The sequence below is a fragment of the Mycolicibacterium llatzerense genome (genome assembly GCF_000878195.1).
GTDB lineage: Bacteria > Actinomycetota > Actinomycetes > Mycobacteriales > Mycobacteriaceae > Mycobacterium > Mycobacterium llatzerense.
Map to the genome: position 1 here is coordinate 64,610 of NZ_JXST01000022.1, position 20,650 is coordinate 85,259.

General features: G+C 65.6%; 21 protein-coding genes. 8 read left to right on the plus strand and 13 right to left on the minus strand.

Annotation, left to right across the window (positions count from 1 at the left end; genetic code table 11):
- Window positions 1–2: 2 nt before the first annotated feature.
- Genes TL10_RS16485 through TL10_RS16500 form a run of 4 tightly spaced genes read right to left on the minus strand, consistent with a single transcriptional unit; the run spans window position 3 to window position 3,401 of the window.
- The gene (locus TL10_RS16485) at window positions 3–704 is read right to left on the minus strand and encodes an ABC transporter permease (RefSeq protein WP_082067979.1); all 702 of its coding nucleotides are present in this window, start codon (window positions 702–704) and stop codon (window positions 3–5) included.
- Window positions 701–1,345 (minus strand): ABC transporter permease, encoded by a 645-nt coding sequence (locus TL10_RS16490; protein ID WP_043402741.1) that lies wholly within the window; start codon window positions 1,343–1,345, stop codon window positions 701–703. The genes TL10_RS16485 and TL10_RS16490 overlap by 4 nt, the downstream gene beginning before the upstream one ends.
- On the minus strand, window positions 1,330–2,439 hold the full coding sequence (locus TL10_RS16495; RefSeq protein WP_043986434.1) for an ABC transporter ATP-binding protein: 1,110 nt from the start codon (window positions 2,437–2,439) through the stop codon (window positions 1,330–1,332). Before TL10_RS16495 ends, TL10_RS16490 begins: the two co-directional genes overlap by 16 nt.
- Window positions 2,436–3,401, minus strand: coding sequence for an ABC transporter substrate-binding protein (locus tag TL10_RS16500; RefSeq protein ID WP_043986435.1), 966 nt, complete (start codon window positions 3,399–3,401; stop codon window positions 2,436–2,438). The genes TL10_RS16495 and TL10_RS16500 overlap by 4 nt, the downstream gene beginning before the upstream one ends.
- Window positions 3,402–3,507: 106 nt before the next feature.
- Here TL10_RS16500 and TL10_RS16505 point away from each other — a divergent pair, with 106 nt between their 5' ends.
- Window positions 3,508–3,897, plus strand: coding sequence for a lipopolysaccharide assembly protein LapA domain-containing protein (locus tag TL10_RS16505; RefSeq protein ID WP_043986436.1), 390 nt, complete (start codon window positions 3,508–3,510; stop codon window positions 3,895–3,897).
- On the opposite strand, the gene TL10_RS16510 is transcribed toward TL10_RS16505, so the two are convergent.
- Both TL10_RS16510 and TL10_RS16515 read right to left on the minus strand, forming a co-directional pair.
- A complete protein-coding gene (locus TL10_RS16510) occupies window positions 3,894–4,913 on the minus strand; it encodes a phosphotransferase family protein (RefSeq protein WP_043986437.1) in 1,020 nt (339 codons plus the stop codon). The two genes, TL10_RS16505 and TL10_RS16510, sit on opposite strands and share 4 nt — an antisense overlap.
- 9 nt (window positions 4,914–4,922) lie before the next feature.
- Window positions 4,923–5,531, minus strand: a complete 609-nt coding sequence (locus tag TL10_RS16515; protein WP_043986438.1) for a histidine phosphatase family protein — start codon at window positions 5,529–5,531, stop codon at window positions 4,923–4,925.
- A gap of 17 nt (window positions 5,532–5,548) precedes the next feature.
- Between TL10_RS16515 and TL10_RS16520 the strand changes: the two genes are divergently transcribed.
- Window positions 5,549–6,307 carry an SDR family NAD(P)-dependent oxidoreductase gene (locus tag TL10_RS16520; RefSeq protein ID WP_043986439.1) on the plus strand — a complete coding sequence of 253 codons (759 nt, stop codon included), beginning with the start codon at window positions 5,549–5,551 and terminating at the stop codon, window positions 6,305–6,307.
- Here TL10_RS16520 and TL10_RS16525 read toward each other — a convergent pair.
- Window positions 6,304–6,972: a TetR/AcrR family transcriptional regulator gene (locus tag TL10_RS16525; protein WP_043402726.1), complete on the minus strand. Its 669-nt coding sequence runs from the start codon at window positions 6,970–6,972 to the stop codon at window positions 6,304–6,306. The two genes, TL10_RS16520 and TL10_RS16525, sit on opposite strands and share 4 nt — an antisense overlap.
- Window positions 6,973–7,042: 70 nt before the next feature.
- Here TL10_RS16525 and TL10_RS16530 point away from each other — a divergent pair, with 70 nt between their 5' ends.
- A complete protein-coding gene (locus TL10_RS16530; RefSeq protein ID WP_043986440.1) occupies window positions 7,043–8,488 on the plus strand; it encodes a carotenoid oxygenase family protein in 1,446 nt (481 codons plus the stop codon).
- Window positions 8,489–8,552: 64 nt separating this feature from the next.
- On the opposite strand, the gene TL10_RS16535 is transcribed toward TL10_RS16530, so the two are convergent.
- Genes TL10_RS16535 through TL10_RS16545 form a run of 3 tightly spaced genes read right to left on the minus strand, consistent with a single transcriptional unit; the run spans window position 8,553 to window position 11,932 of the window.
- Window positions 8,553–10,430, minus strand: a complete 1,878-nt coding sequence (locus TL10_RS16535; protein ID WP_043986441.1) for an alkyl/aryl-sulfatase — start codon at window positions 10,428–10,430, stop codon at window positions 8,553–8,555.
- 18 nt (window positions 10,431–10,448) lie between these two features.
- Complete coding sequence (locus TL10_RS16540) at window positions 10,449–10,940, minus strand: metallophosphoesterase family protein (RefSeq protein ID WP_043986442.1); 492 nt, start codon at window positions 10,938–10,940, stop codon at window positions 10,449–10,451.
- A gap of 11 nt (window positions 10,941–10,951) precedes the next feature.
- Window positions 10,952–11,932: a phosphotriesterase family protein gene (locus TL10_RS16545; protein ID WP_043986443.1), complete on the minus strand. Its 981-nt coding sequence runs from the start codon at window positions 11,930–11,932 to the stop codon at window positions 10,952–10,954.
- Window positions 11,933–12,059: 127 nt separating this feature from the next.
- Here TL10_RS16545 and TL10_RS16550 point away from each other — a divergent pair, with 127 nt between their 5' ends.
- From TL10_RS16550 to TL10_RS16560, 3 genes are all read left to right on the plus strand, one after another.
- Window positions 12,060–12,524 (plus strand): hypothetical protein, encoded by a 465-nt coding sequence (locus TL10_RS16550; protein WP_043986445.1) that lies wholly within the window; start codon window positions 12,060–12,062, stop codon window positions 12,522–12,524.
- Between the two features lie 177 nt (window positions 12,525–12,701).
- On the plus strand, window positions 12,702–13,100 hold the full coding sequence (locus TL10_RS16555) for an MmpS family transport accessory protein (RefSeq protein ID WP_043402709.1): 399 nt from the start codon (window positions 12,702–12,704) through the stop codon (window positions 13,098–13,100).
- A 20-nt stretch (window positions 13,101–13,120) separates the two neighbouring features.
- Entirely contained in the window at window positions 13,121–15,988 is a 2,868-nt protein-coding gene (locus tag TL10_RS16560) for an MMPL/RND family transporter (protein WP_043986475.1), read from the plus strand.
- On the opposite strand, the gene TL10_RS16565 is transcribed toward TL10_RS16560, so the two are convergent.
- Both TL10_RS16565 and TL10_RS16570 read right to left on the minus strand, forming a co-directional pair.
- Window positions 15,945–16,733 (minus strand): MBL fold metallo-hydrolase, encoded by a 789-nt coding sequence (locus TL10_RS16565; RefSeq protein ID WP_043986447.1) that lies wholly within the window; start codon window positions 16,731–16,733, stop codon window positions 15,945–15,947. The genes TL10_RS16560 and TL10_RS16565 overlap by 44 nt on opposite strands.
- Complete coding sequence (locus TL10_RS16570) at window positions 16,730–17,296, minus strand: ester cyclase (RefSeq protein WP_043402703.1); 567 nt, start codon at window positions 17,294–17,296, stop codon at window positions 16,730–16,732. The genes TL10_RS16565 and TL10_RS16570 overlap by 4 nt, the downstream gene beginning before the upstream one ends.
- 100 nt (window positions 17,297–17,396) lie before the next feature.
- Between TL10_RS16570 and TL10_RS16575 the strand changes: the two genes are divergently transcribed.
- Together TL10_RS16575 and TL10_RS16580 are read left to right on the plus strand one after the other, a co-directional pair.
- Entirely contained in the window at window positions 17,397–18,080 is a 684-nt protein-coding gene (locus TL10_RS16575) for a TetR/AcrR family transcriptional regulator (RefSeq protein ID WP_043986476.1), read from the plus strand.
- A gap of 7 nt (window positions 18,081–18,087) precedes the next feature.
- A complete protein-coding gene (locus tag TL10_RS16580) occupies window positions 18,088–19,425 on the plus strand; it encodes a WS/DGAT/MGAT family O-acyltransferase (protein ID WP_043986449.1) in 1,338 nt (445 codons plus the stop codon).
- Here TL10_RS16580 and TL10_RS16585 read toward each other — a convergent pair.
- Complete coding sequence (locus TL10_RS16585; RefSeq protein WP_082067973.1) at window positions 19,422–20,612, minus strand: adenylate/guanylate cyclase domain-containing protein; 1,191 nt, start codon at window positions 20,610–20,612, stop codon at window positions 19,422–19,424. The genes TL10_RS16580 and TL10_RS16585 overlap by 4 nt on opposite strands.
- Window positions 20,613–20,650 lie beyond the last annotated feature (38 nt).

The following is a 20,650-nucleotide window of genomic DNA, read 5'->3' on the forward strand; positions in this document are numbered from 1 at the left end:
GTCTACCGTAGGCGACGAAGGCCCGGCTTTGCAGCCGCGATGGCAAGTCCGGACGGTCCCGGCCGCGATGCCCGCACCGCCAACGCCAACGCGGCGTCGAGAGCCAGGGCGAGCACTGCCACGAGCAGGGCGCCGACCAGCGCGAGATAGAACTGCCGAACCTTGATGCCGTCGATCAGGAACCGCCCGAGCCCACCCAGACTGGCGTAGGCCGCGACAGTCGCGGTGGCCACCACCTGCAGCGTCGCGGTCCGCAGCCCGCCGACGATCAGCGGCATGGCGTTCGGCACCTCGGTGCGCAGCAGTACCTGGCGCTCGGTCATGCCCATGGCGCGGGCGGCGTCGACCACCACCGGATCGACGTTGGCGATCCCGGCGTACGTCCCGGCCAGCAGGGGCGGAATGCCCAGCAGCATCAGGGCCACGGTCGGCGGCAGCAGGCCCAGTCCCCACAGCAGGACGCCGAGCAGCAGGACACCGAGGGTCGGCAGGGCGCGCAGGGCGTTGACGCCGCCGACCACCAGAGCCGTACCGCGGCCGGTGTGCCCGACGTACATGCCCACGGGAATGGCCACGAGCGCGCTGCAGAGCACCGCGATGCCGGTGTATTCCAGGTGTTCCAGCATCCGCATGCCGAGGCCCGCCGGTCCGGTCCAGTTGGCCGCGGTGAAGATGTAGGCGAGGGCCTGGTGCAGGAAGTTCATGCCGGTGCCTTCGCCCGGGTCCATGGCGTGGCCAGGCGGCCGGCGGCCAGGATGAGCAGGTCGACGACCACCGCCAGCACGAAGATCGCGATGATGCCGGCGATGATCTGGTCGCTCTTGTCGGCCTGATAGCCCTCGGTGAACCAGGTGCCGAGCCCGCCGATGCCGATCACCGAACCCACCGACACCATCGAGATGTTGGTGACGGCGACCACGCGCATCCCGGCCGTGAGGACCGGAATCGCCAGGGGCAGTTCGATTCTCAAGAAGCGGGTGCGCGGCCGGTAGCCGATGGCGGTGGCCGCCTCCCGCGTCTCCGCCGGGACGGCATCGAGCGCTTCGGGCACCGTCCGCATCAGCAGCGCCACGGTGTACAGCGTCAGGGCGACCAGAACGTTGGCTTCGTCGAGAATCCGCGTCGGGATGATCAACGGCAGCACCACGAACAGCGCCAGCGACGGGATGGTGAAGATGATGCTGGCCGTGATGGTGCTGACCCGCCGCAGCCGTGGCCGCTGCCGGACATAGGCACCCAGCGGTACCGCGATGAGCACCCCGATCAGCAACGGCAGCAGGGCCAGCCGCAGGTGAATCTGCGTGAGCACCCACGCGGTCTCGAGGTGGGTCAGCAGGTATCGCATTGGGGGCCTTTACGGCTCTTGATGAGAGCCATCACATCATCGAGGCCCACGCCACCGATCACGCGGCCCTGCTCATCGACCGCCACCCCCAGCCCGGACGGGGACGACAACGCCGAGTCCAGCGCAAGTCGCAGGGTGCCATCGGGCCGGAACAGTGAGCCACCGGCGATGGTGCTGTCGTACAAGGACTTTCCGATGCGATGCAGGCGCACCCCGTCGGCGTTGATCCACGCGTACGGGGTGCCGTCGGCGTTGACCACCAGCGCCCATTGGCCGTCGCCGAGTTCCAGTGCGTCGACCGCCGGTTCGGCGACGGTACGAATGTCGCGCAGCTGAAGTCCGGTCGTGTCGCGGAACTGCAGGCCCCGGTAGCCGCGGTCGGCACCGACGAATCCGGCGACGAATGCGTTGGCAGGGTTGGACAGCAGCCGCTGCGGTGCGTCGTACTGCTGCAGCGTGCCGCCAGGTCCGAACACCGCGACACGGTCCCCGAGTTTGACGGCCTCATCGATGTCGTGGGTGACGAACACGATGGTCTTGCGTAGATCGCTTTGCAGCCGCAGGATTTCGGCCTGCAGGTCTTCGCGGACCACGGGGTCCACCGCACTGAACGGCTCGTCCATCAGCAGGATGGGCGGGTCGGCGGCCAGCGCCCGGGCCACCCCGACCCGCTGCTGCTGCCCGCCCGACAACTGGGCCGGGTAGCGGTCGGCGAGCTTGACGTCGAGTCCGACGCGCTCCAACACGCCCAGCGCCTTTTTCCTTGCACTGCGGCGTGATTCGCCTTTCAGCACCGGCACGGTGGCGACGTTGTCCACCACTTTCAGGTGCGGCATGAGCCCGGCGCTCTGCAGCACGTACCCGATGCCGAGGCGCAGCCGCACCGGGTCGACGGTGGCGACGTTGGCACCGTCGACGGTCAAGGTGCCGGATGTCGGGTCGATCATCCGGTTGATCATCCGCATGGAGGTGGTCTTGCCGCAGCCGGACGGCCCGACGAACACCGACAGTGTGCCCTCGGCGATCTCGAGGCTCAGCTCATCGACAGCGACGGCGCTGCCGTAGCTCTTGGTGACCTTGTCGAATGTGATCATCGGCTCACCGGCTTGTCGAACCCGTTGTCCTGCACCCATTTTCTCGCGGCTTGGTCCGCGTCGACACCGCTGTTACCGGACACCGAGGTGTTCATCTCGATGAGCGCCTTCGTGGTGAGTTTCGCGCTGACGGCGTCCAGCACCGCCTTGAGCAGGTCAGACTTCTTCTGCGATGCCACCAGTGGCACCACGTTGGCGGCCAGGAAGTTGTGCTTCGGATCGTCGAGCACCACCAGATTGTTCTGGACGATGGCGGGTGAGGTACTGAAAATATCTGCCGCGGTGACGGTTCCGTCGACCAGCGCCCGGACCGTGGCCGGTCCCCCGCCGTCGCTGATGGCGATGAAGTTGACCGGCGCGATGTCGAGGCCATACTTGGCCTTCAGCCCTGGCAGCCCCTCGGTCCGCTGCAGAAATTCCGACGGCGCACCGAATTTCACCTGCGCCGAATGCTGCGCCAGGTCACCGATGGTTTTCAGGTTCCACTTCTTGGCGGTCTCCGCCGAAACGGCCACGGTGTCGGTGTCGGCCGCCGGGGAGGGGGTCAGGATCGACAGATCACCGGGAAGCGCTCGCGCCAGCGCCAATTCGACGTCATCGGCGGCCGTGGCCGTGGTCTTCGGATCGAAGTACTGCAGCAGATTGCCGGTGTACTCGGGGATGAGGTCGATCGAATGATCCTTCACTGCAGGGACGTACGTCTCGCGGCTGCCGATGCCGAACTGCCGACCGACGGTAAAGCCGTTGGCGGCCAATGCCTGCGCATAGATCTCGGCGATGATCTTCGATTCGGGGAAGTCGGCGGACCCCACCACGATCGACTTGAGATCACCCGAGATACTGCCCCCGCCGAGGGGATTGGCGCTGCCGCATCCGGTCAGCAGGACAGCGAGCAGCAGGACCAGAGCGGCGAGAAGTCTGCGAGGTGCGGCAGTGCGCGCCCCGGCTCCCCCAAAGTCCATCCGAACGTCCTTTCGGCGTCGTGCACTCAGGCCGACCCTAGCGTTATTCGAAAATTGGTGCCGCAGTTCCCGGCATCCTGCCCGTAGAACAGTCAAGATGGTGCCTATGAGTAGCGATCACGCGTCGACCCCCGAGCCGACCGAGCCGACGCCCGAGGCCGCGCCCGCCCACACCGAACCTGCGGCGCCCAAGTCGCCCAAATCGTCGAAGGCGCCCAAGACTCCCGAGTCGGCGGTGAAGTTCACCCGCACGGCGGCCCTGTGGTCAGCGCTGGTTCTCGGTTTCCTGATCCTGATCCTGCTGCTGGTGTTCGTCATCCAGAACGACACCCCGGTCGACATCGTCCTGCTCGGCTGGAAGCTGCACCAGGTGCAACTGGGCGTGACCATCCTGCTCGCGGCGATCGCCGGCGGCCTGCTGACCTTCGCGGTCGCCACCACCAGGATCCTGCAACTGCGGCTGGCCGCGAAGAAGAACCTGAAGGCCGGGCTCTAGAGGACAGCGAGTCCGGCGGCGATCAGCGGCGCGACGGCCTCACCGACGGGGTCGTCATGGCCCGCCCCGCCGGCGGCCATGCGGGCCCGGAAGTCGATGCCGGCCGCAATGATCGCCAGCTTGAAGTACGCCAGCGCCAGATAGAACTCCCAATGATCCAAAGGCTGCCCAGCCGCAACCGAGTACTTCTGGGCGAGCTGGTCCATCGGCGGGATCTTGTCCGAGGACCAGGCCGCATCCGAATGCACCATGGAGAACATCGGGTGCCGGTAGACGCACATCAGCGCCGCATCCGACAGCGGATCCCCCAGGGTCGACATCTCCCAGTCCAGCACCGCCCGCACCTTCGTGGCATCGACCGCGTCGAGCATCGTGTTGTCGATCCGGTAGTCGCCGTGCACGATCGCCGCGCGGCTCTGCGGCGGCAGCTTCTCAGCCAGCAGGCCGTGCAGCCGACGCACGTCGTCGTCGCGCGGATCGTCGGGCAGCCGCACCAGATCCCACTGCGAACCCCAACGCCGCACCTGCCGCTCCAGATACCCATTGGCCTTACCGAAGTCCCCCAGCCCGACAGCTTCCGGATCCAGGGCATGCAGATCGGCCAACACCGTGATCAGCGCATCCACGCAGGCGTCGATGGCCTGCTGGTCCCCCAGCGCGTCGAGCTCCGCCGAATACCGCACCACCCGGCCGGGCACGAAATCGACCATCTGGAACGGCGCACCCAGCACCGAGTCGTCGTTGCGCATCGTCACCGCATGCGCCACCGGCACCGTCGTACCCTCAAGCGCCGCAACGACTTTGTACTCACGAGCCATGTCGTGTGCCGACGGCGTCAGGCCGTGCAGAGGCGGCCGGCGCAGCACCCACTTGGCGGCGTCGTCGAACACCAGGAACGTCAGATTCGACCGGCCCCCGGCAATCAGCTCAGCGCGCAGCTCACCGCTGCGGGCCACCCCGATCTCGCGTAGGTGCGCGTCAAGGGCAGTCAGGTCAAGGCCATCGAGACTGGTCACCAAATGTGTCTACCACCGCTGGTTGCGCGGCAGCAGGTCCCACACGTGTTCGACGCTGTTGACGCCGGCGACCGCGAGCCGTCCGCTGCGCGAGGACAGCAGCCGGGTGATGCCGGTGTAGTCGACCTGGAACGACAGGATGCGCTCGGTCGGCAGGATGTCGTGCAGCAACCCGTTGATGACGCCGCCGTGGCTGAAGATCGCGACGGTGTCCTCGGCCTCGGCTTCGCTCGCGATGTCGGCGATGGCCTCGGCGATGCGAGCCAGGAACGCCTCCTCGTCGACGCTGCTGGGCAGGTGGCCGGTCATCAGCCGGGCCATCTCCTCGGGGTGCTCGGCCGCGATCTGCTCGATCGGGATGTACTGCTCCATGTCGCGGTCGTACTCGGCGAGCCGGTCGTCGATCTCGATGGACAGCCCGAGTGCGTCTGCCACCGGCTGGCCGGTCTGGATGGCGCGCTTCTGTGGGCTGCTGATCAGCCGCGTGATCGGGTACCGCTTGAGCGCGTCGGGCAGCCGACCCGCCTGCGCGATGCCTTCCTCGGACAGGTCAGGGTCGGCACCTTCGCCGGGCTCATTGCGCAGCGGCAGGGCGTGACGGATGAGAAGCAGTTGCACCGTGCCACCATAAAGCCATGGGGTATGCCGACGAACTCTTCGACCTCACTGACCGGGTCGTCCTGATCACTGGGGGCAGTCGCGGACTGGGCAGGGAGATGGCGTTCGCGGCGGCGCACTGCGGCGCCGACGTCATCATCGCCAGCCGGAACCTCGAGTCGTGTCAGACCACCGCCGATGAGATCGTCGAGGCGACGGGACGCGCGGCGCTTGCCCACCAGGTGCACGTCGGGCGCTGGGATGAGCTCGACGGTCTGGTCGATGCCGCGTATGCCCGGTTCGGCAAGGTCGATGTGCTGGTGAACAACGCCGGGATGTCGCCGCTGTACGAGTCGTTGGGCTCTGTACCGGAGAAGCTTTTCGACGCCGTGGTGAACCTGAACTTCAAGGGGCCGTTCCGATTGTCGGCATTGGTCGGCGAGCGCATGGTGGCCGACGGCGGCGGGTCGATCATCAACATCAGTTCGTCGGGCTCGCTGCGTCCGGACTCCTACATGCTGCCGTATGCCGCCGCCAAGGCCGGATTGAACACGCTCACAGAGGGTTTCGCGAAGGCGTTCGGCCCGACCGTGCGGGTCAACACCCTGATGGCCGGGCCGTTCCTCACCGACATCAGCAAGGCCTGGGGCGAGGATACGTCGAACGCTTTTCGCTCACTGCCGCTGCAGCGCGCCGGTGAGCCGCGTGAAATCGTCGGCGCCGCACTGTTTTTGATGTCCGATGCGTCGAGCTTCACCACCGGTTCGATCCTGCGGGCCGACGGCGGTTTCGCCTAGCTCACAGGTTGGCCGCTCGCCAGGAGAGCCGCGGCGGCGGTGGCCAGTGACGCGTTGGTGCGGTCCCGTTCGTCACCCATTCCGACCAGAAGATCGACGGTCAGCGGGCTGAGAATTTCCCGCAGGCCATGGCCCTCACTACCGAAGAACCCCGCCATCTCGAGGGTCACCGCGCCGTGGCAGATGCTCCAGATCCGGCCTGCGACAGCGGCTTCGTCGCACTTGCGGATGCGCCCAGCTTCAGTCATCCGACGCACCGATGCGCAGAGCGTCTGGAACGACGCATCGTACGAGGAGGCATGGCCGGTCACCGTCAAATCCTCACGACCACTCGACAACGACGCGGGCACCGAAGTGCCGAACATCAATTGGTAGTGCTGCGGATTCGTCAGCGCGAAACGCCGATACGCGGCGCCCATCGAGAAGAAATCAGCAACTGGATCATCGGTGTGCGGCACAGCCGCCAGGGCCGCACCGAAACGGGCGAAGATCTCGGCCGAGATGGCCTCCAGCACACCAGCCATCGAACCGAAGTGCGTGTACACCACCATGGTTGACGTGCCGACCTCGGCGGCGAGCTTGCGCACGCTCAGCGCCTGGATGCCGTCGCGCTCCAGAATCGCGATACCGGCTTCGATCAATTGCCGACGAATTTCATCGCTCACTCTTGCGCACCTCTCATAACAGTGTTATACCAGTAACCACAGCCAATAACACTGTTATGGAGGTTCTGGGATGACCAACCGCTACCTGGAAGGCGCCTTCGCGCCACTGCACGACGAATTCACCCTGACCGACCTGACCGTCACCGGCACGATCCCGGACTATCTCGACGGTCGCTATCTGCGCAACGGCCCCAACCCGATCGGCGAGATCGATCCGGAGCTCTACCACTGGTTCATCGGCGACGGCATGGTCCATGGCGTCCGCATCCGCGACGGCAAAGCCGAGTGGTACCGCAACCGGTGGGTCCGCGGCCCGATGACCGCCCACACGTTGGGCGAGCCGGCCCCCAAAGGACATTTCGGCCCGTCCGGCATCGGCGCGAACACCAACGTGCTCGGCCATGCCGGCAAGACGCTGGCGCTGGTCGAAGGCGGCCTGGCCAACTACGAACTGAGCGAGGAGCTCGACACCGTCGGCGTCTGCGATTTCGACGGCACCCTCAGCGGCGGCTACACCGCACACCCCAAGCGCGACCCGGAAACCGGTGAGCTGCATGCTGTTTCGTACAGCTTCGCGCGCGGCAACACCGTGCAATACTCGGTGATCGGCACCGACGGCCGCGCCAAGCGCACCGTCGACATCGAGGTGCACGGCAGCCCGATGATGCACGACTTCTCGCTGACCGAACGGCATGTGATCTTCTACGACCTGCCCGTGACGTTCGACGCTCGGATCGTCGCCGAGATGGCCGTGCCGAAGGCACTGCGGGTGCCCGCGCGACTTCTGTTGTCCTCGTTGATCGGTCGGGTCAAGATCCCCGACCCCGTCACCGCCCGGCAGCCGAACCTCAACCAGCGGGACCGCCGGATGCCGTACTCGTGGAACCCGAAATATCCGGCACGTGTCGGCGTCATGCCGCGCGATGGTGGCAGCGCCGACGTCCGCTGGTTCGACGTCGAGCCGTGCTACGTCTTCCACCCGCTGAACGCGTACGACTCCCCTGACGACAACACCATCATCCTGGATGTCGTGCGGCACCCGAAGATGTTCGACACCGACCAGCTGGGACCGAACGAGGGGTCGCCGACCCTCGAGCGCTGGACCGTCGACCTGGGCGACGGCAAGGTCCGCGAGGAACGCTTCGACGATCATCCGCAGGAGTTCCCCCGCCTCGATGAGCGCCTGGTCGGCAAGCGCCACCGCTACGGCTACGCACCCACCGTCAGCGAAGGCGCGGGCGGCAGCGACACCCTGCTCAAGCACGACCTGATCGCCGGCAGCACCGCGACGCGCTTCTTCGGCGCCGGGAAGATGCTGGGCGAGTTCGTCTTCCACCCGTCATCGCCGACCGCGGCCGAAGACGACGGGGTGCTGATGGGTTACGTCTACGACGAGGCGACCGACCGCAGCGAGCTGGCGATCCTCGACGCACAGACGTTGGAGGACGTCGCGAGCATCAAGATTCCGCACCGGGTCCCGGCCGGATTCCACGGCAACTGGGTACCGACCGCCTGACCGCCGAAAGGCCAGTTGCAGCACGCTTTTCACGAAGTCGCGTGCTGCGACTGGCCACTCGGCGTCAGGGGGTGATGATGTTGAACGCCGGGTCGGGCCGGTCGACGACGCTCAGCAGTGTCGGGAGCGCGGTGGCGTCACCGGTCACCTCCACGCCTGGCGAGCTGGTGTCTCCGGCAGCAAATGCCAAGAGCCGCAACTTGTTCGCCAGGGTGACGGTGGCCTGTGCGGTACCTGGGTCCGCGGCGACCTTGCGGTGCACCAGAACGCCATTGCGCAGCGCCAGCCGGTAGTTGGCGGCGACGTCCTGGAATGTCACGTCGATGGCGAGGTTCAGGTCCCACGCGCGCGGGCCGTTGACGTTGATCGCGAAAGTGTCGAACATCTGCTCAGGCGTCAACTGCGCCAGCATCGAAGGTGATGCCGACTGCGTCGGGGTGCCGAACTTACCGACGCGCAGTTCGGTGGCGCCGGACAGGAAGAAGTTGCGCCACACCGCGTTCTCGGCGCCGTAGGCCAGCTGCTCCAGGGTGTCCGCGTACAGCTCCCGGGCGGCGGCATGGTGCTCGTCGGTGAAGATCGCGTGATCCAACAGGGTTACCGCCCAACGGAAGTCACCTTCGTCGAACGCGGCCTGCGCCAGCTCGACGACCCGGTCGATACCGCCCATGGCAGCCACGTAGCGGGGCGCCGCCGCGGCCGGCGGATGCTGCCAGAGCCGGCCCGGGTTGCCGTCGAACCAGCCCATGTAGCGCTGGTAGACCGCTTTGACGTTGTGGCTGACCGACCCGTAGTAGCCGTGGGTGTGCCAGGCCTGCTCCAAAGCCGGTGGCATCTGGAAGGTTTCGGCGATCTCGATGCCTGTGTAGCCCTGGTTGAGCTGCCGCAGCGTCTGGTCGTGCAGGTAGGCGTACAGATCCCGTTGCACCGAAAGGTATTCGACGATGTTGTCCTGGCCCCAGGTCGGCCAGTGGTGCGATGCGAAGACGACGTCGGCGCGGCCGGCGAAGGTGTCGATGGCCTCGGTCAGGTAACCGGCCCAGCCGTGCGGGTCGCGCACCAGTGCGCCACGCAGCGTCAGTAGGTTGTGCAGGTTGTGGGTGGCGTTCTCGGCCATGCACAGTGCCCGGAATTGCGGGAAATAGAAGTGCATCTCGGCGGGGGCCTCGGTGCCCGGCGCCATCTGGAACTCGATCTCGACGCCGTCGATGGTGTGCGTCTCGCCCGTCACCTTGATATCGAGGGTCGGCACGATCAGTGCCACCTCACCCGTCGACCCGACCTGCCCCAGGCCGCAGCCGACCTGCCCCTGCGGGCCACGATCGAGTGCCGCGCCGTACATGTAGCCCGCGCGGCGGGCCATCGCCGTTCCGGCGTAGACGTTTTCCTGCACAGCATGTTCGGTGAAGCCCTCGGGAGCGATGATCGCGACGGCGCCGGCGTCGACCTCGGCCTGTGAGGTCACGCCGAGCACGCCACCGAAATGGTCGACGTGGCTGTGCGTGTAGATGACCGCCCGGACTTCACGCTCACCGCGCTGGGCGCGATACAGCGCGAGCGCCGCGGCGGCGGTCTCGGTGGAGATCAGCGGGTCGATGACGATGACACCGGTATCGCCCTCGATGAAGCTGATGTTCGACAGGTCCAGACCGCGGACCTGATAGATGCCCGGCACCACTTCGTACAGGCCCTGTTTGGTGCACAGCTGGGACTGTCGCCACAGGCTCGGGTGCACACTGTCCGGCGCGTCGCCGTTCAGAAAGTTGTAGGAGTCGTTGTCCCACACCACTCTTCCGTCGGCGGCCGTGACGACGCACGGTTCCAGCGCGGCGATGAACCCGCGGTCGGCGTCGTCGAAGTCGCGGGTGTCCGCGAACGGGAGCGACGCAGTGTGGGCGCGATTGGCGGCGGCGATGGCATCGGTTGGCGGCTTCTGCTCCATGCCGACCACCTTTCCATCTCACAGCTCGTGCAACACCACTTCCGCGAGAACACCCTGCTCGATCGTCGCTGTCATGTACGTGCAGTGCGGCTGACGCCGGCGGTCGGTGGGTGAGCCGGGGTTGAGCAGCCGCAGTCCGGTGGCGGCGGTGCTGTCCCAGGGAATGTGACTGTGCCCGAACACCAGCACGTCGGTGTCGGGGTACAGCCGGGCCATACGGGCATCGCGTCCCGCGGACGCGCCGGTCTCATGCGTGACGGTGAACCGCACGCCGTCGAGCGTGACGTCGGCCCGCTCGGGCAGCCGGGCGCGCAGATCGTCGCCATCGTTGTTGCCCCAGCAGGCGACCAGACGCGCTGCCCGCTGCTCGAGTTCGTCGAGCAGTGCCACGTCCACCCAGTCGCCGGCGTGCAGCACCACGTCGGCGCGGGCCACCTCGTCCCAGACCTGCGCGGGCATGTCCCGGGCCCGCTTGGGCACATGGGTGTCGGAGATCAGCAGTAGCCGCATCCCGCTGCCGCTCAGGCGATCTCGCCGCTGAAATACCGGCACGGGTTGTCCACCAGCATGGTGGTGAGCTGTTCGTCGGTGACGCCACGCTCCCGCAGTGCGGGCAGCACGTCGTCGCTGATGTGGGTCAGCTTCCAGTTGGGCACCGCGGCGAGTTTGCCCTCATGCGAGAACCAGTCGATGAAGCACGAGGTGTCATGCGCCAGCACCATCTTCTCGGCATAGCCGCGTTTGGCCAGCGCCGCCACGGTGTCGACCCGCTGCTCGAATGGCAGCAGGATGTCGAGCCCGAAGCGGTCCATACCGAGATACGACCCGGCGTCGGCGAGCGCGCACAGGTAGTCGAGGTCCGTGCTGTCGCCGGAGTGCCCGATGACGACCTTGGTCAGGTCGACACCTTCCTCGGCGAACACCTGCTGCGCGACGAGGCCGGAGCGGCTGTGCGAGTGGGTGTGCACGGTGATGGGGGCACCGGTTTGCACCTGGGCCTGGCCGACGGCGCGCATCACCCGCTCGACGCCCGGCGTCAGCCCCTGGTGCTCGATGGCGCATTTCAGGAACGCCGCCTTGACCCCGGTGCCGGCGATGCCCTCGCGGATATCTCTGACGAACAGTTCGACCATCGGCTCCGGAGTGTCGAACAGCTGGCCCGGGCCCGTGTGCAGGAACTGGAACGGCACGTCGTTGTACGTGTAGATGCCTGTCGCCACCACAATGTTGATGTCGACCTGTTCGTTGACCCGCTGGATGCGGGGCAGGTAGCGGCCCAGACCGATCACCGTGGGGTCGACGATCGTGTCGATGCCGCGTGATTTGCATTGGCGCAGTTGCTCTATTGCATCGGCGACGCGGGTCTCCTCATCCCACGGCGACGGATAGTCGGGGAAATTCTGCCGAATCTCGTCGCCCAGGATGAACACGTGCTCATGCATGAGCGTCGCCCCGAGTCGGTCGACAGGAACCGGGCCCCTGACGGTCTGCACGTTCGTCATCGTCGCCAGTCTGTGCCATCGATCCTCGGGCATCAAGACCCCATGTCAATCGAGTTGACACCGCCTACATGTTCCCAGTTAGCTGAGGTAACGTCCCACACATCCAGAACCGCAAAGGAGTGTCCGCATGGATTGGAACTTCCTCGGCACCGACTGGCACCTGTTCGGCAAGCTGGCCGACGTCGCCCTCTTGACGCTGCTGTTCGCCGCTACGGTGATGTTCTTCTACATTCAGCGCCTCCGAAAACAACCCCAGTTGCCGATGGCCGAGGGCGTGCGGGCCAAGCAGACGGTGCTCACCAAGGTTCGAAAGCGCCAGCCGATGACGCCTGAAGAACTGGAATATGCGACCCAGGTGGTCAACAATCAGCGGACCCTGATGACGTTCGCAATTCCCCTCGCCATCTTTTCGCTGGGCTGTTTCTACGTGCTCGGCAGCCTGGAACAACTGCACGGCACAACCCCTTCGGAGCGCACCTTTCTCGGGATCATCGCCATGATCTCGTCCATCAATGTGACGACGCAGATCTTCCGGGTGATCAAACTGAAAAAACGCCTCGCGGCCGTCACCTTGGTGAATTCTGGGAATTAGCTGGACGCTCTCACCTCGCCTTTCTGTGGCGCGGAATATGTGAGACTTCTCCGGCGTCGATTGACTGATAGTCTTTACGCCGACTCATCTCAATCTAGTTGATATAGAACTCTGATGTCGAAAGGTGATCGAGTGAGCCAGCGCTCTACCGGCAGACGATTGCTCGCACGCGCCTGGATGCCGTTGGTCGCCCTCATCGCGATCGCCGTCGGCGTGCTGTGCATGGTCAAGGTCCACGAATTCTCCGAGCCGGGACCGGTGCTGGCGGTCAACCCGCCGCAGGCTCCTCCGGAGTTCACCCCCAAGACCCTCACTTATGAGGTCTTCGGCACCCTCGGCTCCGGCGGCCTGCTGTCGTACGTCGACATCAGCGGGCACCCCCACAAGGTCGACCTCACCGAACTGCCGTGGTCACACACCGAGACCACCACCCTCACCGTGGTCTCCGGCAGTATTTCGATCCAGGTGCACGGCGGCACCGTCGGCTGCCGGATGAAGGTGAATGACGTTGTCCGCGATGAACAATCCGACGACCACGGCAACGCCGACGTCGCCTGCCGGGTGAAGTCCGCGTGACCGAAACCGACACCGCCCCGATCGCGCGCCCCGCACACAGTGCGGCGAAGCGCCCCTTCGTCGCCAGAACCGTTCGGTTCCTGGCCATCCCGATCATCGTCTTCTGGGCGCTGCTCGCGGTGATCACGAATACCTTTGTGCCGCAGATCGAACGCGTCGCCGAGGAACTCGCCGGCCCGATGGTGCCGACCTACGCGCCATCCCAGGTCGCGATGCTGACCATCGGCAAGGAATTCCACGAATCCACCTCGACCAGCTTGACCATGCTGGTGCTGGAGGCCGACCGCGGCCTCACCGAGCAGGATCGTGACTACTACGCCGGCCTGGTCAACACGCTCAAGGCCGACAGCACGCACGTGCAGTACGTCATGGACACCTGGGGCAAGCCGATCACCGCCGCCGGCGCGCAGAGCCTCGACGGCAAAGCCGCCTACGTCCTGCTCCGCCTGGCCGGCGACATCGGGCAGATGGAGGCCAACAACTCGGTCAATGCCGTCAGGAAAATCGTCGACACCTCCAATCCGCCTGCCGGACTGAAGGTTTACGTCAGTGGCGCGGCGCCACTGGCCGCCGACACCGTCCTCATCGCGAACTCGAGCCTGAACAACATCACCATCGCGACGATGTTCCTGATCATCTTCATGCTGTTGCTGGTCTACCGCTCCGTCGTCACGATGCTGGTGCCGTTCTTCGGGGTGATCCTGCTGATGCTGTCGGTCAAGGGCGTGATCTCCGCGTTCGGGCACTACGGCTTCATCCCGTTGTCGTCTTTTGCCACCAACATGGTCATCTCGCTGACCCTCGGCGCGGGTACCGACTACGGCATCTTCCTCATCGGCCGATATCACGAAGCCCGCCTGGCCGGCGAGAGTCGTGAAGACGCGTATTACACCGCCTACAAAGGTGTTTCGCACGTGATCGTCGGCTCCGGCCTGACCATCGCGGGCGCCTGCGCCTGCCTGACGTTCGCCCGGCTGAACTACTTCCACACCATGGGCCCCGCTGTGGCGGTCAGCATGCTGATCACCATCGCCGGTGCCCTGACCATCGGGCCAGCACTGCTCAGCGTCGGCAGCCTCTTCGGGCTCTTCGACCCGAAGCAAGCGGTCAAGGCCAAGTTGTACCGGCGCATCGGCACCGCCGTGGTGCGCTGGCCCAAGCCGATTCTCGTGGCCAGTGTCGCGGTCGTCTCGGCGGGCGCGGTGTTCGTCCCGACGTACCGGGTCAGTTTCGACGATCGCACCTACCAGCCGTCAGATGCCCCGGCCAATCAGGGATTTCAGGCCGCCGACCGGCATTTCCCGAAGAGCAAGCTGTTCAGCGAGATGCTGATGGTCCAGGCGGACCATGACATGCGCAACTCGGCGGACTTCATCTCGCTGGACCGGGTGGCCAAAGCCCTGATCCGCCTACCCGGCGTGGCGATGGTCCAGAGCATCACCCGGCCCATGGGCCGGGCGCTCGAACATGCCTCCATTCCTTACCTTTTCACCACGCAAGGCAGCGGCAACGGCCAGCAGTTGCCGTTCACCCAGCACAACAACGAGAACACCGCGAAGCAGGCCAAGATCACCGCGCACAGCATCGAAGTGCTGCAGAAGACGGCGGACCTGACCCAGCGACTCGCCGACGAACTGCACAACACGGTGTTGACCCTGGAGGACATGGAGCAGGTCACCAACGACATGCGTGACGCGGTATCCAACCTCGACGACTTCATGCGCCCACTCCGTGCGTATTTCTATTGGGAGCCACACTGTTTCGACATTCCGGTGTGCTGGTCGTTCCGGTCGCTGTTCGACGTGATCGACAAGGTCGACAACCTGGCCGCCGACATCGGCAAGGCGGTCGGCTCGTTTCAGGTCATCGACAGCCTGATGCCGCAGATGGTCTCACTGCTTCGGCAGACGGTCTCCGACAATCAGGCGCTACTGGCGTTGATCGTCAACAACTACGGCCCTACCGATATTCAGAACAAGAACACCGACCAGACGTTCGACGACATGATCAACGTCGGCAACGACTTCGACGCGTCGCGCAGTGACGACTTCTTCTACATTCCGCGCGAAGCCTTCGACAACGACGACATCAAAACCGGTATGGCACTGATGATGTCGCCCGACGGACATGCCGCGCGCTTCATCGTCACCCACGAGGGCAACGCCATGGGACCCGAGGGCATCGAGCACGTCGAACAGTTCCCCGACGCCATCAAGATCGCCTTGAAGGAAACGTCGCTGGCCGGGTCGAAGATCTACATCGGTGGTTCCGGGTCCAACAACAAGGACATCCAGCTGTACTCGAAGAACGACCTGATGATCGCGGCCATCGCGGCGTTCGTGCTGATCTTCCTGATCATGATGATCATCACCCGATCCCTGGTGGCTGCACTGGTCATTCCCGGCACCGTGGCCTTCTCCTATGCGGGGGCGTTCGGGTTGTCGGTGCTCATCTGGCAGCACCTGATCGGGCTGCATCTGCATTGGCTGATCCTGCCGCTGACCTTCATCGTGTTGGTGGCCGTCGGCTCGGACTACAACCTGCTGCTGGTGGCCCGGCTCAAAGAAGAGATCCACGCCGGCCTGAACACCGGCCTCATCCGTGCGCTGGGCAGCACCGGTGGCGTCGTGACGTCCGCCGGTCTGGTGTTCGCGTTCACCATGCTGGCCATGCTCTCCAGTGATCTGCGGACCATCGGGCAGATGGGGTCGACGGTCTGCATCGGCCTGCTGCTCGACACCCTGGTGGTGCGGTCATTTATCGTGCCGTGTCTGGTGCGGCTGCTGGGCCCGTGGTTCTGGTGGCCGACGTTCGTGCGGCAACGGCCGCTACAGCCGTACCAGGCTAGATGGCCGCGCGCCGAAGCAGCTGCGGGTCATGAGCGTTGACCAGCAGTAGATCCGGTTGGCTTGCGGCCCAAAGTTCGCTCAGCCGTTGGTGATTGGCCTGGACTTTCTTCCAGTCGAAGGCAACTGAGCGTTCCATCATTGTCAGCGCTCGGGGTGCGCTACCGCTGCCGTCGAGCTGGCCGTGATGGTAGAAGCTGTCGCCGACGTGCAGGATCCAGCGGTTTCCGGCGTCGACCGCCACCGCGGCGTGCCCACGTGTGTGCCCTGGCAGGTTGATCAAGACGATGCCGTCGGCGATCTCGGTCAGTTCTTTGGCGCCGGCGAAGCCGCGCCAAGACTCGGCGTCCGCGGGTGAGTGCTCGACGAGCAGTGGCCCGTGGGCGTGTCCGGCCGGCAGGTACCGCTGCTTCTCCACGAGGGTTTTCGGGTGCAGCGCCGCAAATGCTTCGGCGTTGGTGAGATGCACCTGGGCCCAAGGGAAGTCGGCAAGACCGCCCACGTGGTCCGCATCGAAGTGGGTCAGGATGATGTGCCGGACATCGGTGGGCTGAAATCCAAGTTTGCGGATTTGGTTGACGGCGGCTTCGGCCGGGTCGAACACCGGCCGGACGTAGAAGCGGGCCGGGCCGAAGCGGCCGGCCGGCGACTCGGCGTCCCGCAGCCCCAGTCCGGAGTCGACGAGCACGAGACCGCCCGGCGTTTCCACCAGCAGCACGTGGCACACCAGCCCGTCGGGGACGAAGCGCGGGTGCATGGTGCCGCAGTTCAGGTGGTGGACCTTCATGGCGACGCGGTCAGATCGGCGGACGGGGTATCGATGAGCCGGGCGTCGGGCCGGTTGGACATGGCCAGGAGCCCCCTCAGCCCGCGGATGACGACGGGCCAGTTTCGCGGATCACGCAGATTGAGGCCTCCCACAAGCTGTTTCAGCATCGTCAGCGTGTCGAAGTAGATGCGTTCGGCGACCAGGTTCTCGTTCTCGTCGAACACGAAGTAGGCCGTCATCCGGGTCCGGTGCCGTGAGCCCGTTGCCGGGATGCCGCCCAGCGGCCCCAGATGTGTTCCCAGCAGCCAGAATTCGACGATCACCGCATCGGCACTGTGCCGCAGCGCGATGATCTCGTGGTCCTGGTCGGGAAACGCGACCCGGGTGTCGTGGTAGTAGCCACGCACGTCGGCGTCACCGTCGTGGACGGTGAGCGTCGGGATGATCTCGTAGTGCGGATGCGGGAAGGTGGCCAGCACGTCATCCCAGTCCTGGCGCACCTCGTCGTGAAAGTGGTCGAGGACAAGCTTTTCGCGAGCCTGCAACACCTCGACGGACGGGATGGCGAAGCGGAGCGTCATGGAGTCCTCCTCGAACTGCGATCTATTTCCACACCGTGGGATTAACTGAGAATAATCCCACGGTGTGGAAATTTGCAAGAGTCTGCGCAAGAATGGCGCCATGAACGCGGCCACCCCAGCTCCGCGCCGCGGACGGCCACCAAAGGCGCTGGCACAGTTGACGCGATCGACCATTCGCGAGGCCGCGCTGACCGTGATCGACGACGACGGCATCGCCGCGGTGAGCATGCGATCGGTCAGCCGGCTGCTCGGCGTCGATGCGAAAAGCCTGTACCACCACGTCACCGACAAGGACGATCTACTCGACGCCGTCGCCGAACATCTGCTCGGACAGCTGCGGCCACCGGCGCCCACGGGCGACCTGCGGACCGACCTTCGCGCCCTGGCCTACGAGTTCCGGCGGGTGACCCTCGCCCACCCCGAGGCCGCGACGCTGGTGCTCACCCGGCAGATGTCGACGCTCGCCGGGCTCACGCCCGTCGACGCGCTGCTGTCGATATTGCGTCGGGCTGGAGCCGGCGCCGAGCAGGCCGTGCGCCTCACCCGCGTCCTGGTCGCCGCAGTCGTCGGGATGCTGCTTCGCGAGGTGTCCGCCGGCCCCACGTTCGGTAGCGGCGATCCCGCCGACATCACAGCCAGGCAAGCCGAACTCGACGATTCCGCATTACCGGAAGTGGTTGCGTGCGCGCCCTTTCTCGCGCGCTTCGACCGGGACGCGGAATTCGCGTCCGGCGTGGATTTCGTGGTCGATTTCGTCGCGTTCCAGCTGGCGCGCCTGACATAGTGCTGGCATGCGGTTGTTGAGCGCTGTCGACACGATGTTCTACCGGATGGAGTCCGACCGGACGCCCATGCACATCGGTGCTCTGCTGACGTTCCGGCTGCCCGACGGCGCCGGGCCGGACTACGTCCGCAAGCTGTATGAGGCGTTCTCCACACTCTCGTTCCTGCCGTTCCCGTTCGACAGTCAGATCGTCGACGGCATCTTCCCCGAGTGGCACACCGTCCAGCCCGATCCGGACTATCACGTCCGGCTCTCGGCGCTGCCGTACCCGGGCAGCGAAACCGATTTAGGCAAGCTCGTTGCGCGGTTGCACGCCCACCCGCTGGACATGCGCCGGCCCGTGTGGGAGGCGCACTTCATCGAGGGCCTGTCCGACGGGCGCTTCGCCATGTACTTCAAGGCGCACCACTGTGCGGTGGACGGCATGGGCGCGATCAACACCATCAAGAAGTGGTTGAGCACCGAACCCGACCGCTATGTGCCGCTGTCCGAGGCCGGACCGAAGGCGGAGGTGCCCGACCGCAATCGGGTCGCGTCGGTTGCGTACGAGTTGTGGAACCGGACAGCCGACGGTGTCACCGGCTCGGCCGAGTTGGTGAAGAGCCTGGTCGGCATGATCGGCGGCGACAACAGCCACGTGGGCGCCACGCTGGGCACGCCGCGGGCGCCGTTCAACGCGACTCTCACCCCGCAGCGTCGACTCGCGGTCGAGATTCTCGAACTCTCCCGCCTGAAGGCGATCGCCAAAGCCACTGAGACGACGGTCAACGACGTCACGCTCGCCGTCTGCGGCGCGGCCCTGCGCCGCTACCTGGACGAGCAGGACGAGCTGCCCGACCAAACCCTGACCGCCTCGGTGCCGGTTGGCTGGGAGCGGGACGAGGACACCTTGAACGCGGCCGCCGGTTTCGTCTGTCCTTTGGCGACAACGGAATCCGACCCACTCGAGCGGCTGGCGGTGATCAACGCCTCGACCACCCGCGGCAAGAAGGAACTGCTCGCGATGTCACCGAACGCGTTGAACCACTACACGCTGATGGGGCTGCTGCCGCTGACCATCGGCCAGAAAACCGGTGCGCTGACCAAGATTCCGCCGCTGTTCAACCTCACGGTGTCGAACGTGGTCCTGACCAAGGATCCGCTGTATCTCGGTGGCGCACAGCTGGAGTTGATCGCCCCCGTCTCGTTCCTGTGCGACGGCTACGGGCTGAACATCACCCTGGTGGGCTATACCGACAAGGTCATCCTCGGGTTCGTCGGCTGCCGCGACACCATGCCGCACCTGCAGCGCCTCGCTGTCTATGCCCGCGAAGCGCTCGACGAACTGGAGCAGGCTGCCGCCTAAGTCCGGCGGCCGACCAGGTACCAGGTGTGCATCACGCCTTTGCCCTTGACCTCGACCGGCCCACGTTCCTCCAGCACGAATAAGTCCTTGAGTCGCTCATAGACGTTCTGCGGCACCTGAATTCGGCCTTCGACGTCGGTGGTCTCCATGCGTGCCGCAACGTTGACGGCGTCACCCCAGACGTCGTAGAAGAACTTCCGGGCGCCGACGATGCCGGCGACCACCGGGCCGGCCGCCAGCCCGATGCGCAGCGGCACCGGTCGGCCGCCCGGGTCCTTCAGTTCCGCCACGGCGTCGACCATGTCCAGCGCCAGGGACGCCAACGCCTCGAGGTGGTCGGGTCGCGGCTCCGGCACCCCGCTGACGACCATGTAGGAGTCGCCACTGGTCTTGATCTTCTCCAGGCCATGCCGATCCACCAGGGTGTCCAGGTCGGTGTACAGGCCGTCGAGGAACCGAACCAGCTCGGTGGGCGTGGTATCGCTTGCGCGCTGAGTGAATCCGGCGATATCGGCGAACAACACCGACGCGTCGTCGTACCTGTCGGCGATGACATCCCGGTACGGATCCTTCAACCGCTGCGCGATCTTCGCCGGCAGGATATTGACCAACAGCGACTCGGAGCGTTCGTACTCACTCGCCAAAGCGGTTTCCGCACGGCCGATTTCGCGCATCGCATACCAGACGGTCGCGACCACCAGGATCCACGACGACACCACCGAGATGACGAACCCGAGGGTCGTCGCCCATGTCGGCTGGACCCCGGTGTCGACGGGCGCCAGCAACTGCAGCGCAATGGTGAGCCCGGCCCCGAGCGCCGCCACGACTGATGCCAGCACGATGTGCTCGATGCCGAGGATCAGCACGACGAGCGACGCGGCGACCAGAAAGTACAGCTGCTGCCCCGATCCGCGTCCTATATACGCCGTCACGAGAGTGGTCAGGGAGTACGCAATGCCGATGAAGATCAACGGCGCGTGGAGTTCACCGAAGCGGTACAGCCTGGGGAGCACGAGATAGACCGGGGCGCATACGACGGCAAGCGCCCCGATCCACAGGCCATGCTCGCCGGCGAGCATGGCCAACCCGCCGAGGAAAACAGCGACCACCGCGCCGATGCGGGCGGCCACGGTCAGCACCCGTCGACGGCGCGCGAGGCTTTCGGCGGACGCTGTCCCGGGCGACATGTCCGGCAGCGTATCGCTGAAGGCGCACGTCAGCTGTC

What these genes read in the sequence shown, in the direction of transcription:
- TL10_RS16485 (WP_082067979.1), bottom strand. Translation starts at nt 704, where the DNA reads ATGAACTTCCTGCACCAGGCCCTCGCCTACATCTTCACCGCGGCCAAC.
- TL10_RS16490 (WP_043402741.1), bottom strand. Translation starts at nt 1,345, where the DNA reads ATGCGATACCTGCTGACCCACCTCGAGACCGCGTGGGTGCTCACGCAG.
- TL10_RS16495 (WP_043986434.1), bottom strand. Translation starts at nt 2,439, where the DNA reads ATGATCACATTCGACAAGGTCACCAAGAGCTACGGCAGCGCCGTCGCT.
- TL10_RS16500 (WP_043986435.1), bottom strand. Translation starts at nt 3,401, where the DNA reads ATGGACTTTGGGGGAGCCGGGGCGCGCACTGCCGCACCTCGCAGACTT.
- TL10_RS16505 (WP_043986436.1), top strand. Translation starts at nt 3,508, where the DNA reads ATGAGTAGCGATCACGCGTCGACCCCCGAGCCGACCGAGCCGACGCCC.
- TL10_RS16520 (WP_043986439.1), top strand. Translation starts at nt 5,549, where the DNA reads ATGGGGTATGCCGACGAACTCTTCGACCTCACTGACCGGGTCGTCCTG.
- TL10_RS16530 (WP_043986440.1), top strand. Translation starts at nt 7,043, where the DNA reads ATGACCAACCGCTACCTGGAAGGCGCCTTCGCGCCACTGCACGACGAA.
- TL10_RS16535 (WP_043986441.1), bottom strand. Translation starts at nt 10,430, where the DNA reads ATGGAGCAGAAGCCGCCAACCGATGCCATCGCCGCCGCCAATCGCGCC.
- TL10_RS16540 (WP_043986442.1), bottom strand. Translation starts at nt 10,940, where the DNA reads ATGCGGCTACTGCTGATCTCCGACACCCATGTGCCCAAGCGGGCCCGG.
- TL10_RS16545 (WP_043986443.1), bottom strand. Translation starts at nt 11,932, where the DNA reads ATGACGAACGTGCAGACCGTCAGGGGCCCGGTTCCTGTCGACCGACTC.
- TL10_RS16550 (WP_043986445.1), top strand. Translation starts at nt 12,060, where the DNA reads ATGGATTGGAACTTCCTCGGCACCGACTGGCACCTGTTCGGCAAGCTG.
- TL10_RS16555 (WP_043402709.1), top strand. Translation starts at nt 12,702, where the DNA reads ATGCCGTTGGTCGCCCTCATCGCGATCGCCGTCGGCGTGCTGTGCATG.
- TL10_RS16565 (WP_043986447.1), bottom strand. Translation starts at nt 16,733, where the DNA reads ATGAAGGTCCACCACCTGAACTGCGGCACCATGCACCCGCGCTTCGTC.
- TL10_RS16570 (WP_043402703.1), bottom strand. Translation starts at nt 17,296, where the DNA reads ATGACGCTCCGCTTCGCCATCCCGTCCGTCGAGGTGTTGCAGGCTCGC.
- TL10_RS16575 (WP_043986476.1), top strand. Translation starts at nt 17,397, where the DNA reads ATGAACGCGGCCACCCCAGCTCCGCGCCGCGGACGGCCACCAAAGGCG.
- TL10_RS16580 (WP_043986449.1), top strand. Translation starts at nt 18,088, where the DNA reads ATGCGGTTGTTGAGCGCTGTCGACACGATGTTCTACCGGATGGAGTCC.
- TL10_RS16585 (WP_082067973.1), bottom strand. Translation starts at nt 20,612, where the DNA reads ATGTCGCCCGGGACAGCGTCCGCCGAAAGCCTCGCGCGCCGTCGACGG.